The sequence below is a fragment of the Methanobacterium sp. BAmetb5 genome, from assembly GCF_003491305.1.
GTDB lineage: Archaea > Methanobacteriota > Methanobacteria > Methanobacteriales > Methanobacteriaceae > Methanobacterium.
On the sequence record NZ_CP022706.1, the window covers coordinates 2,370,001 to 2,382,844 of the forward strand.

Consider the following 12,844-nt stretch of genomic DNA (forward strand, 5'->3'; position numbering starts at 1 on the left):
TAATATGTTGATTTTTTAATATTTCTACAATCCCCCATAATTTGAGGTAGGTAACTATGATAATGGTTGAAGGAGAAGTAAGTGGCAAAAAATACCGGGAACCCTTTTCTAAAGGAGTTCTAGCCAGGTCCCTAACCCGTGCAGAGATGGACCCCAACAAGGCCTACACTTTCTCTTCCCAGATTGAAGCCCAGCTCAAAAAAGAGGGTGTTAAATTAATAAAACTGGATGATCTGGTTAACGTCGTCCGTCAAAGGCTTAAAGAAGAGGACAGCGAAGTGGCAGTCCAGTATGGCCTATGGAAAAGGATAAGAAAATGTCAGGACCCCCTGGTTATTCTCATCGGGGGTTCATCAGGAGTGGGAACTTCCTCCATAGCATTCGAAGTGGCCAACCGACTGGGAATCCGTAACATGATCAGTACCGACATGATACGAGAAGTAATGCGAAAAATCGCATCTAAAGAACTCTTACCCACCATCTATGAATCCAGCTACACTGCCTACCGATCCCTGCGCATACCCCCACCACCAGAACTGGATGAGGTGTTAATAGGTTTCAGGGACCATGTAGACACAGTTAGCGTGGGTGTGGAAGCAGTTATAGAACGATCCATAACCGAGGGTATTAGTATTGTAATTGAAGGAGTTCACATAGTGCCGGGATTCATCAGAGAAGACCTGGTTTCCCGGGATAATGTGCACATGTTTATTCTAACCCTGGAAGACGAAGAAGTTCATAAAGGCAGATTTTACTCAAGATGCAGGCAACAGTGGGCTAGAAGACCACTGGAAAGATACATGAACTACTTTGGTGCAATCAGGAGAACTCACAAATACTTTGAGAGTCAGGCCAACAAGTACCATATTCCAGTCATAGAAAACATTGACATCACTACTACCATTGAATCGATTATTGAAGACATTACCAAAACCTATGGAAGTGAAGACCATGTTAAAGAAACTGAAGGTTAAGGATGTAATGAGTCATGAAGTTGTAACTGTTCCCCCTACAGAAGACGTTGTATTTGCCTTTGAAAAGCTGATGAAACATAAGATAAGTTCACTGCCAGTGGTAAATGACGATGAGAAACTGGTGGGAATTGTCACTGCCACGGATCTCGGTCATAACCTGATACTGGACAAATATGAGCTGGGAACCACGGTGGGAGAAGTTATGGTTCAACAGGTGATATATGTATCTCCTGAAGATAATTTAGTCACCGCAGTGCGCAAAATGCATGAATACGGGTCAGATGATGGGATTATTAACCAGTTACTGGTTCTGGATAACCATGAACTGGTGGGAATTGTCTCTGACGGAGATATCATCAGCTCCCTTGAAGTATAAATTGGAAATTTATTCTTTTCCATTTAAACCTATTCTTTTCCATTTAAACCTATTCTTTTTATCTGAGACTATTTTTTCAGGGGTATTCTATCAAAAATTAAAAAAGGTAAAAAAAGAAAAGGATAAGACCTTAAAGTCAGTGTTAACTTTCATTCTGGGGAGTAACCCTTGGTTTGAAGGAATCACACAAACTGGGGAACTTCTTAACATATTCTGTTTCCAGTTTTTCAATGATCTCCTCTTCAATCTCCGGACTCTTCTCAACAGAAACTGTAAAAGAATCAGAGCTAAGGTTTACCTTTATTTGTTCTTCTCCGATATTAAACTCCATGGGGATTGATTTACCCTCATCCAGTGTTTGGACCATGTCGGCCATGATGGCCTTACTGATCTTAAGTAACTTATCACCCTGGGGAGTGTAAGTTTCATTTTCAGTTTCTATCCTTTTTATTCGGAAAGGAGCGCACCCTTCCGTCCGGGCAGCCTTACGGTTGGTCCAGAATAGGGTTACCATGACTTTCTTCTCATTATCCATTCCACTTTCAAATTCCAGTGACTTCATCCCAATCCCCCTCCAAGTATTGCCATGTTACGGTTAGTCCTTTATTCAATCTTTAGGTAAAAAATAATATAGGGAGTAAGTTTACATCCCCTTGATCTTCTGGGCCAGCTCCTGACCTATCTGGTAACATTTATCCAGTTCATCACTGGTGGGCACGTAGTTTATCTCGTATTTGTCCATTATTTCAAAGCCACATTTTTCCAGTGTACCCGCTACCTTTTCCACGGCTTTACCACTCCATCCTTTGGATCCGAAGGTAACTGCCAGTCGTTTAAGTCCGGTGCGCTGGAAACTCAGCCCCTCCAGGTAGTAAAGCAGGTCCCCCGCTGAGGGGTAGGGTCCGTTGAAAATAGTGGGAATCCCTAAAAGCAAGGCTTTACTGTCCAGAATGTCGTTAACCATTTCACTACGCTCATCGGTGTGCATGAAGTACAGGGCCACATCCACACCTTCACTCATCAGTCCCTCGGCCAGGGCATGGGCCATTGTACGGGTGGAGTAATGCATGGTATCGTAGATAATGGTAGCTTTATCTTTACACTGGCCAGTGGCCCAGTTGGTGTAGGCAGTGAGAATTTTACCCGGGTCGGTCCAGATCTGGCCGTGGGAAGGTGCGATCATTTTGATCTTATCCAGCAGCCCCAGTTCCTGAACCTCTTCCAGTTTACGTACCACCAGCATGGAGGCCGGTGTCACCAGGTTGGCGTAGAATTTCTGGGCAGCATTCATCAACACGTATTCAGGTATTTCATGGTCGAATCTCTGTCTAAAGCAGAGGTGCTGGCCAAAGGCATCATTGGAGAACAGTATACCTTCATCCAGGAGGAGGGTGAACATACTATCTGGCCAGTGAAGCATCTTGGCATCCAAGAAGGCCAGTGTCCGACCACCCACTTCCAGGGTGTCCCCGGTTTTAACTGGACGAAAATCAGCACCTTCCAGTCCAGGATAATGCTGTTTCAGACCGTTTATGGCCACCTGGCTGCAGTAAATGGGAGATTCTGGGAATCGTTTATGGATCTCGGTTAAGGCCCCACTGTGGTCCTTTTCAATATGGTTCTGGATAATCACATCCACCTTCACTTCCCTGTTTTCCTGATTAAAGGCATCCTCTATTCTACCCCATAGCTGAGCCGAAGAACCAGGATAGGTGTTATCTATCAAGGCAACTTCATTCTCACCAAATACTAAAAAAGCGTTGTATGTTGTTCCATTCAGGGTGTAACCATGATAGTCACGGATATCCCAGTCCAGCACTCCGATCCAGTACACACCCTCAGCAATTTTCACAGTATCTGCTTTCATAGACCTCTCCTCCTAACTGAATTATCACAAAATCCTAGCATCATCAAAAATTTATTAATAAATATTTGGAATTTGTACCATATATTTTTATCAACGGGTTTTTTATCAACGGGGTTGGTAAACCATAGGGACTAAAAATTTAAAATATCCCAGATAACGGTCAATCCCTTTTAAAAATTCTGGATTACCTTCCATCCCTGAAATCATTAATTTTCACACCAGCAGGTTTACTAAAAGGTACAGGAAGATGGAAAGAGCAATACAGGCAGGAATAGTACTGATCCAAGTGGTGGCAATGTTTTTGATCACATCCAGTTTTACAGTTTTAGTGCCCCGGGCCAGACCCACCCCTATAACTGTTCCTACCAGGGTTTGAGTGGGTGAAACTGGCATTCCCATGGTGGCAAACAGGAACACAACCGAAGCAGCTGATATCTGTGCTGAAAAACCCCTTGAAGGGATTAAATCAGTTATTCTCCGGCCCACGGTATCGGTGATCCTGCCCCCGGCCACCAATATCCCCATGACAATTCCCAGGGCCCCAATGAGTTTAAGGTCAAACCCTGCACTCCCTCCAAAGGCGTAAAAGAGTACTCCAGTAGCTACGGCGATGTCTATAGCCCCTACATTGAGTGCAGCAAAGGCAGAACTACCAATCTGCAGATAGGAGAAAACCTTTTCCAGACGACCCCGCGCTCCAATATCCCGGACTTTACGGATAAATGCATTTTTAAGGAGATAATAAATTCCGAATCCCATCACCATACCTATCAACGGTGACAAAACCCAGCTGATAAGTACAAGGCCCAGTACATTAAGATTCATACTACTTAGCCCCACGCTCACCAAGCCGTAGCCAAAAACAGCACTGATAATGGCGTCAGAACCGGATATTGGTATTTTTTTAATGATGGTGATGGTTATCCACAGTGCTGCGGCCAGAGTAATGATAAATGCCCCGGCAGAACCCAGAACATCGGCACTGATTATGCCGCTGCCCACGGTCTTTATCACGTTATTTCCCAGGTAAAGGGCACCTATAAATTCAAACACCGCACCCAGAATAAGGGCTTTCCTCATGGTAAGGGATCCACTGCCTACGGCAGTTCCCACTGAGTTTCCTATATCATTGGCTGCGATATTAAAAGCCATATAAACGCTTATAACCACGCCGATAATGAGGAGCCAGTCCATGATATAATTATGATGTGGATGGTTGAAATAGGTGATGAGAAATTCGGGGGATATAAAAGGGGTTACCTTATAAAATACCCAGATGATTTGATCGTAAGGTTAAAATACCATCATCACCAACATTAACTGGGCTAGACTGGAGGGTCAGGGGTCCTCTGTAAGCGCACATCCCCTATACGGTGCAGTCGAAGTTCAAGGGGCGGCAGTTTAACTGGGTGTTGGCCCAGGATCTCAACGTAGAAACCTCGTCCCGCAGGATTAGTGGTGGCAGAGTTCTGGCTGGAGGGCCAGGATAAACTGTCTTAACTAAGGGAACGGGTCAGGTCTGGAAAGAAGCAGCTCTACCTTAGACAGCTGATGCTTGTGGAGCAACGGGGCGGAGTTGGAATTCTGGATCACCAGCATTCACGAGGGCTGTCCACCCTTGAACACGCCCATTTAAACTTATAGATGGTTCTCATACAACAGTTTAATGGGTATTCCGCCTGAATATTCCAGTATTTAACTGGATATTCCAAGTTAGTTAAAAATTGAGGATGAAAGTCTGCCTTTAAATACTTAGCTTAAACCTTTAAATACTAGATTAGACAATGTTTTGATTACCCACTTTTTTAAATACTTAAATCAATGCAGGGGTGGCCCAGCCTGGTACGGCGTGGGACTGCTAATCCCATGATCCTTTGGATCTCGCGGGTTCAAATCCCGTCCCCTGCGCTTTAATCATTTCACATTTATATCATATATGTAAGTTTTTTTATTTTCATTATTAAAATCAGATTCTTAGAATTTCAGCGTTAACAGTTATTATTTAATTCACAATGGTTTTATGTCCTTTATTTTCAGTGGTTAAATAGAGAAAATAATAAGAACATTCTGATACAATTAATAAATATAATTAAGTTTACCATATTTTTTGGGGAATAGGGGGTAAGGGCGATTTGGTTAAGAAAAATAGGTTTAATCCTTAAACTTGGGCGTTTGCCCTTCCTTTTATTTGGTTTTCTCTGTTTTAGCACTGGAGCCCTGTTGGCAGTTATTTTAGCCATACCCTTTTCTGTGGATAGGTTCCTAGGGGGATACGCAGTTTTATTATTGGCCCATCTATCTGTTTCCTACACCAATGATTACTGGGATTTTGAGGTAGACCACTACAACCAGCCCACTCTTTTTGCCGGGGGAAGCGGTGTATTAATTCAAAATCCGGAGCTTCGGCCATTTGCCAAAAACTTTGGAATAATTTTAATCTTTTTGTCCTTATCTCTGGCTGTAGTTTTTTCTTTTATTTATTCCTCGGTGACATTCTTTTTAATTGCTCTTTTAGGAAATTTACTGGCCTGGTACTACTCCGCCCCACCATTAAAACTATCTTACCGGGGTTTAGGTGAAGTGGCAACGGCGTTAAGTGGATTTATCCTTCCGGCAGCGGGTTACGTGGCTATTTGTGGATATTTAGATTTAAAAATAGTTCTGTTCACTATACCCTTTGTTATTTTCATGACTAGCTTTATTCTAAGCGTGGAAATACCGGACATGGAAGGTGATGGAAAAGGCCGTAAAAACACGTTTATAGTGAAAAACGGGAGAAAAAAGGGTTTTATGATGATAGGCCTGGTTGGAGTTATGGGCACCCTATCCCTCCTGTTACTATCCCTTTCTGGTCTCTTCCCCCAGATCAACTTCCAGTTACTGGCTTTGCTGTCAATGTTCCCCACACTGGTAGGTTTATACCTTTTCCTCCGGCGTACCTCTAAAAAGGAAAAGGCAATTCAACTTGTAAATATAAACATCCCGATTCTGGTGGTTTTCATCACTCTTTTTAATCTCTATTTCCTTTCGGGAATCATATTTTGAGTATTATCATTGATTAAGGGCTATTAACAATTAAAAGTTCCCCTTTGGTGGTTTAAGGTTATTTTCACCCATATTGTTTTTTATTTTTGTTCTGGAGTTATTTTTATCATTAGGGGGCTTTATTTTTGATCTAGAACCATTTTAACAAATTCCACGGGCACCGAAGAACGTTCAGATATCTCTTCGGTGGAAAGGCCCTGACTGGCAAATCTGCGCACCACCAATTCCAGGGGTTCGCCCACCTCAATGATGTAACCATCCGGGTCATAAAAACGCATAACCTTCTGCCCCCAGGGCTGTTCCTGGATATTGTGGGCGAATTTAACATTAACTGACTCTAATTTTTGGCATATCTCATCCAGATCCTCAGATTCAAAGTATAATTCCATAAACAGTTTAGGGGTAGTGGTGTTTACTATTGGAGATTCTCCTAAAAGCCCCTGATAATGTTCCCGATCATGGATGGCAAAACCACCCTTAAAGGCCACGTTAGCCCCGTGATCCATTTCCACTTCCTGATTCAGGATTTCTTCATAGAATTTTCGGGATTTTTCAATGTCCTCCACGGTGATCAGGGGACAGATATATTTTAACTCCATTTTATCATCCTTCCATATCTTTAACTGATCTTCATTAATTCAGCCACAATTAAATAATAACTGGCCAATCCCTTCCATTTTCCCCATGAACTGGCAATATCACGGGCATCCTGTGAGGATACCTTATTCCTGTGATAATAATGGCCTATAATCCGTTGCAATCCCACGTCATCTGCAGGAATAGCATCCAATCTTCCTAAACCACGTAAAAGGGACATTTCAGCTGTCCATAGCCCAACACCCCTAATAGAGGTTAGTGATTCTATCATTTTGGTGGTACTACTCATTCTCCTTATAGAATCTAAATCTAAATCTCCATTGACTGTTTCCAATGAGAGATCACGTATATACTCTGCCTTTCTAGAACTCATACCGCATTTACGGAGTTCTTCTAGATCCAAATGAGTTAAATCTTCTGGAGAGGGATAGGAATAATAATCCTGGCCATAAAGATGAACTGACGATCCAAACTGTTTTATGAAACGGTTCCCTATACTGTGGGCTGCAATTAAGGATATCTGCTGTTCCAGAATGGAATCTACCAGAGCCTCAAAGAGCGTGGGAGTGGAAGGATTTTTAAGACCGTAAAGTCGGTTTGTAATGGGGGATAAAATATCATCGGATTTGGCCTGTTCATAAAATGGTTTCAGGTCCAATCCCAGATTAAAAATCCGGTGAACAGTGGTAGGAATTGATTTAAGAATATCCGGAGACAGTTCCTCCTCGGATTCCACACTCACTGCCAGTTCCGGATCATCCACCGACCCCGCAGATTCAATATATAGAAGCAGCGTAACCTCATCAACGGTAACTGCCTGCCAGAAATGATTATTGGCATATTTTTTTATACTTCTATCCCCCTCGGAAAAAATCCTGCAACTAAGATCAAAATCAAAAGGTGCCTGAGCCTTAATATTGAAAGTTGACTGATACATCTTAATCATTTTCCTTTCTTTATAGTGTTTCCTGTTCTAAGTAGGTCTAAACTGGAACTTCCGATGATTTTCGTGATTGAGCTAGCATAAAATCCCCTAATACCCACAATCCCTACGGCTAGTATTTATTTAATTGGCCTGTAATTTTTCAATGGCCTTTCCCAACCTTTTAATTCCTTCCTCAATTTCTTCTACATTTGAATTGGAAAAATTCAGCCTCATGGTATTTATTTCCGGATCTTCAGTGTAGAATGTTTCTCCCGGTACAAAGGCTACATTTTCTTCAATGGCCAGCTGGAAAAGTTCCATGGCTGACACACCCTCGGGTAGAGTGACCCAGAGGAACATCCCGCCCTCCGGTGAGGTGTGTTTAACACCCTCAGGGAGGTACTTCCTGATGGACTGAACCATCTGATCCCTCTGCAACTTGTAAAGTTTTCTTATGCTTTGTATATGGCGATCCACATCGTTATCCTGCAGATACTGGTAGACCACCCTCTGGGTGAAGTAGTTGGAGTGGAGATCCGAGGCCTGTTTGGCAGTGATGAGCTTTTCCATGATCTCTGGAGGGGCCACAATCCAGCCCATCCTCATTCCTGGAGAGACGATCTTGGAGAAAGTCCCGAAAAGGATTGAATCAGGCGAATACGATTTAATAGGAGCTATGTCTTCCCCCATGAACCTTATCTCACCGTAGGGATTATCCTCAACCAGTATGGTGTCGTATTTTCCCATTAATTCCGCCACCTTTTTCCTTTTACTGGCAGAATAGGTGATCCCCGTGGGGTTCTGGAAGCTGCTGACAGTGTAGAAGATTTTAACATCTTCTTCCTTCAGTGTGGTCTCCAGGGCATGGAGGTCCACCCCATCATCTAAGAGTGGTACGGGGTGGAATTCTGGTTCATACAATCCAAAGGCCTGTATTGCTGCCAGGTAGGTGGGTCGCTCCATGATCACTCCATCATTACGGTCCAGGAAGACCTTACCCACCAGATCCAGGCACTGCTGGGAACCATTGGTTATGAGGATATCATCCAGCCCCACCTCCAGTCCTTGGCCCTGATATCTTTCGGCTATGTATTCCCTTAGCGGATGGTATCCTTCGGTGGTACTGTACTGTAAAACTTTGTCCCCATCTTGAGTTAAAACCTTAGAAGTGGCATCTTTTATGGCTTCAACTGGGAATGACTGGGGATTGGGCAATCCCCCGGCAAAGGAAATCATATCCTCGTCATCGGTAACCTTCAGGATCTCCCTCATAAAAGACCTTGGTATCTTGTTCATACGATTAGCAAATCTGTAATTCATGAAAAATCCTCTAAATTAATTCTAAATTGAAATAAATATTTGGTCCTTCCATCTATTCTTTTATCTTTAGGGAGGTATTCTTTTATCCTCTGGAAGGTTTACTTTTTGCTGCTGTATCATTTGTAGTGAATATGTTTTTTACTTCCGTAGCGGCGCACATGCTCCCAGGCCTGGTGGTACTTCTCAAAACCAGTCCGGGTGGTGTACATGGATGTTTTCCCTCTTTTGAATGTTTCCCGGTCCTGGCCCACCGGGCAGACCTTAATACAGATACCGCAGGGGGACCGGTATTCTTTTCGCAGTCTACGGCTGCGTGTGGCACAGCTTACTTTATCCATAGGTGGTGGGAAATCTGCCTTTTCCTCCATCTCGAGGGCATCTACTGGACAGTTCCGGGCGCAAGAGAGGCAGTGGGTGCACAGGTCATCACCGGGAATGGGATCTCCTTCCAGTTCCAGGGTGGTGAATATGCTGGTGAAGCGGACCCTGGGCCCCCAATCAGGAGTTAAAAGGACGTTGTTCAATCCAAATGATCCCAGACCAGCCAGGTAGGCGGCGTGTTTATGGGAGAAAAAAGTCAGGGGTTTTTCCAGGAGAACTTCAATATCACCGTAACCATCCCGGGGGATGAAGACGGAAGGGTGCCCCTTCATAGTCAGGAAGGTTGATAATTCATAGGCCTTAATATCCAGGATGGTGTTTACCGTGTTGTAGAGTTCATGATAATAGATGGAGGGTGCAGTCTCCAGAATGGGCAGTGGTACAGATTGCCCAATCACCACCACGGTCCGGGTTTCCGGGTAGATGGACTGAGGCCAGAATTCTGGGGGTATCCAGGTGGAGAAGTCATGGGGAAGTTCTTCCGGGGGATGTTCCCATCTTTCCACCGGTGCAAAGCCAACCAGGGGTATTCTCAGGCGGGAGCATTCTTCACATATTTCCTTTTTTAAAAGGGATGAATCTACCGGTTTCATTAATAACACCAATTGGAGGAGAACTTTTTTGGGCTAGTACTATATTGGTAGGGAGTAGAAAATAAAAATTGTGGATACCACTGAAAAATAAAAAAGGAGAATGGGGAAATTTTTATCTGTGTTTAAGGATTATCCGGATGGTTCCAGATTATCCCTTTGCCTGTTTTTGAACCATTTCAATCCCTCAAACCATATCACACTCAACATACCGGCCAGGAAGCAGCCCAGAATTTCCCATAGGCTGAGGGGGCAGAATTTGAATAGCTGCTGCAGTGGGGGGAAGTACAGAACTGCTGCTAAAAACAACACTGCACCTCCTAAAACCCACCACAGGGCAGTGTTAGGGGTGCGGAGAGTTTGGATCATGGTACGGGACCAGGAACGGTTGGTTAGTATCAGGGCCAGGTTGGCGAAGATCAAGGTGATGTAACTCAATGTCCGGGCACTGGACTCCCCCTGCAGGTTAAGACCCATCAGGTAAACGGCCAGAACAACAACTAAAACCACGATCCCCTGGAGAATGCTCATACCAATGTTCTGCCGGTTGAAAAGGGTTTCCGATGGACTGCGTGGAGGACGTTTCATGGCGTTTGCTTCTGCTTTTTCCGCTTCAAAGACTACTGAACAGGCAGGGTCAATGATCAGCTCCAGGAACACGATCTGAACCGGGAAAAGTACCAGGGGCCACTGGAAAAGTACGGGTAGGAAGGACATTCCAATAATGGGAACATGCACAGCGAAGATGTAGGCTGTGGCCTTTTTCAGGTTGTCATAGATACGGCGTCCCATTTTTACACTGGATACAATGGATGAAAAGTCATCCTGCAGTAGAACCAGGGATGATGCCTCACGGGCCACATCCGTCCCACGTCCACCCATACTGATACCGATCTGGGCAGATTTAAGGGCCGGGGCATCATTGACACCATCTCCAGTCATGGCCACAGTTTCCCCATTGGATTTAAAGGCCTCTACCAGGCGCAGTTTCATCTCCGGCACCATACGGGCGAAGATGTTAACATCCTTCACCTGTTCTTTAAGGGTTTCATCATCCATATCATTCAATTGATCACCCGTTATAACCTTTTCCGGGTCTTTAAGGCCTATTTTCTGGGCTATGTTGCGGGCGGTGCCAGGATAGTCTCCGGTGATCATGACCACCCGGATACCGGCCTGGTAACACTCCTCTACTGCCTGGGGCACTTCCTCACGAACTGGGTCCAGGAATCCCACCAGTCCCAGGAACTGGAAGTTAAAGTCGTGCTGTTTACCCGGTAGATCTGTCTTTTTAAACCGTGCACGGGCCACCCCTATTATCCTCAACCCTTCACTGGCCATCTGGGATATGTTACGGGATAACTGTTCCAGTTCTGCTGATTCCATGTGGCAGAGATCAGCTACAGCTTCCGGTGCTCCTTTAGCAGCAATGATGTAATCTTCACCATCTGGGGATTGCCACACATGGGACATGGCCAGTAATTCCTGGGACAGGGGGTATTCGCGGATGAGTTTCCAGTCCTCATGGAGGTGTTCAGTTTCCTGTAGTGTGTCGTTACCAAATTCCTTAAGGGATTTCTCCATGGGATCAAAGGGGTCCCGTTGACTGGCCAGTATGCTGAATTCCACCAGTTCGTGGAAGGACTCGGGTAAGTGGTCTGTGCCACGGGTAACCTGATAAAAATCATCACCATTCATGATCATATCCACTGACATCTGGTTAAGGGTGAGTGTACCGGTTTTATCCACACAGAGTACGGTGGTTGATCCCAGGGCCTGGATAGCATGGGAGCGTCGGGTGAGCACGTTTTTCCTGCTTATTCTCCAGGCACCCAGGGCCAGGAAGATGGTGAGAACCACCGGGAATTCTTCGGGGAGTATGGCCATGGCCAGGGTTATACCGGCCAAAAATCCGTTGAGCCAGTCCATTCTGGTGATTCCATAGATTACCACCACTGCGGCACACAGGGCCACACCAACTAGGGCCATGTTACGTACCAGGGTCCGGGTTTCCTTCTGCAAACTGGTATCCTCAGTCTCCAGGGTCTGCAAGCGTTTTCCAATGCGTCCCATTTCGGTGTTAAGGCCAGTGGACACCACCTGGGCCACACCTTGACCCTGCACCACCAGGGTTCCGGAGTAGACTGAGGGTAATCCGTCTCCACCCGGGGGATGCATATCCATCACCCCACCGCACTGCACTTTCCTTACGGGCACAGACTCACCGGTGAGCAGGGACTCGTTTACGAGGAGGTTACTGCAGTCCAGGACCACGGCATCTGCCGGTACCCGGTCACCCTCTTTGAGCATTATGATGTCACCGGTGACCACTTCCCTTCCCGGTATCCGTTTTTCTTTACCCTCTCGTATAACCAGGGCACGGGGACTGGAAAGATCCCGCAGTGCTTCCAGGGTGCGTTCAGTTTTCCTTTCCTGGTAAAAAGTTATGCCCATTATCACAAAAACGAATGCCAGAAGCATTAATGCTTCCTGGAGGTCTCCTAGGATTAGGTAAATGGTTCCACAGCCAATCAGGAGGAGAAACATGGGTTCCCGGATTACTTCTAGGACTATGGTAAAAAAAGACCTCTTTTCTGAGGATGGGAGTTCATTATATCCTTCCTCTTTTATTTTCTGTGATACTTCCCCTTCTTCCAGGCCCTTGATGTTCTCCAGATCCATTTCATTTACCAAAATTAATACCTCCTTCATTACTCTGGGTTTATAGAATATGAAAACAGGCATATATATCTTTTTCCCTAAATTAAC

General features: G+C 44.9%; 11 protein-coding genes, 1 tRNA gene and 1 other RNA gene. 5 read left to right on the forward strand and 8 right to left on the reverse strand.

Going from position 1 to position 12,844, the window contains the following annotated elements; translation table 11 throughout:
- Positions 1 to 56: 56 nt before the first annotated feature.
- A complete protein-coding gene (locus CIT02_RS11835; protein ID WP_048072116.1) occupies positions 57 to 974 on the forward strand; it encodes a 2-phosphoglycerate kinase in 918 nt (305 codons plus the stop codon).
- A complete protein-coding gene (locus CIT02_RS11840; protein WP_292612755.1) occupies positions 952 to 1,350 on the forward strand; it encodes a CBS domain-containing protein in 399 nt (132 codons plus the stop codon). Before CIT02_RS11835 ends, CIT02_RS11840 begins: the two co-directional genes overlap by 23 nt.
- Positions 1,351 to 1,492: 142 nt before the next feature.
- Here the strand turns inward: CIT02_RS11840 and CIT02_RS11845 are convergent, their stop codons facing one another.
- The 3 genes from CIT02_RS11845 to CIT02_RS11855 form a co-directional block, all read right to left on the reverse strand.
- The gene (locus CIT02_RS11845; RefSeq protein WP_292612757.1) at positions 1,493 to 1,912 is read right to left on the reverse strand and encodes a hypothetical protein; all 420 of its coding nucleotides are present in this window, start codon (positions 1,910 to 1,912) and stop codon (positions 1,493 to 1,495) included.
- An 81-nt stretch (positions 1,913 to 1,993) separates the two neighbouring features.
- Positions 1,994 to 3,217: an FprA family A-type flavoprotein gene (locus CIT02_RS11850; protein ID WP_292612759.1), complete on the reverse strand. Its 1,224-nt coding sequence runs from the start codon at positions 3,215 to 3,217 to the stop codon at positions 1,994 to 1,996.
- Positions 3,218 to 3,430: 213 nt separating this feature from the next.
- Complete coding sequence (locus tag CIT02_RS11855) at positions 3,431 to 4,411, reverse strand: inorganic phosphate transporter (protein ID WP_292612760.1); 981 nt, start codon at positions 4,409 to 4,411, stop codon at positions 3,431 to 3,433.
- Positions 4,412 to 4,535: 124 nt separating this feature from the next.
- On the opposite strand from CIT02_RS11855, the gene ffs reads away from it, so the two are divergent.
- The 3 genes from ffs (at position 4,536) to CIT02_RS11870 (ending at position 6,262) form a co-directional block, all read left to right on the forward strand.
- An RNA gene (gene ffs / locus CIT02_RS11860) (signal recognition particle sRNA) lies at positions 4,536 to 4,851 on the forward strand.
- A 189-nt stretch (positions 4,852 to 5,040) separates the two neighbouring features.
- Positions 5,041 to 5,125: transfer RNA gene (locus CIT02_RS11865), tRNA-Ser, on the forward strand.
- A gap of 312 nt (positions 5,126 to 5,437) precedes the next feature.
- Positions 5,438 to 6,262: a prenyltransferase gene (locus CIT02_RS11870; RefSeq protein WP_292612762.1), complete on the forward strand. Its 825-nt coding sequence runs from the start codon at positions 5,438 to 5,440 to the stop codon at positions 6,260 to 6,262.
- 119 nt (positions 6,263 to 6,381) lie between these two features.
- Here CIT02_RS11870 and CIT02_RS11875 read toward each other — a convergent pair whose 3' ends face one another.
- From CIT02_RS11875 to CIT02_RS11895, 5 genes are all read right to left on the reverse strand, one after another.
- Entirely contained in the window at positions 6,382 to 6,861 is a 480-nt protein-coding gene (locus CIT02_RS11875; RefSeq protein ID WP_292612764.1) for a VOC family protein, read from the reverse strand.
- A 20-nt stretch (positions 6,862 to 6,881) separates the two neighbouring features.
- Complete coding sequence (locus CIT02_RS11880) at positions 6,882 to 7,796, reverse strand: DNA-3-methyladenine glycosylase (protein ID WP_292612766.1); 915 nt, start codon at positions 7,794 to 7,796, stop codon at positions 6,882 to 6,884.
- A 129-nt stretch (positions 7,797 to 7,925) separates the two neighbouring features.
- The gene (locus CIT02_RS11885; protein WP_292612768.1) at positions 7,926 to 9,104 is read right to left on the reverse strand and encodes a PLP-dependent aminotransferase family protein; all 1,179 of its coding nucleotides are present in this window, start codon (positions 9,102 to 9,104) and stop codon (positions 7,926 to 7,928) included.
- Between the two features lie 116 nt (positions 9,105 to 9,220).
- Positions 9,221 to 10,078: a 4Fe-4S dicluster domain-containing protein gene (locus tag CIT02_RS11890; RefSeq protein WP_292612770.1), complete on the reverse strand. Its 858-nt coding sequence runs from the start codon at positions 10,076 to 10,078 to the stop codon at positions 9,221 to 9,223.
- Between the two features lie 129 nt (positions 10,079 to 10,207).
- Entirely contained in the window at positions 10,208 to 12,769 is a 2,562-nt protein-coding gene (locus CIT02_RS11895; protein WP_292612772.1) for a cation-translocating P-type ATPase, read from the reverse strand.
- Positions 12,770 to 12,844: the final 75 nt, after the last annotated feature.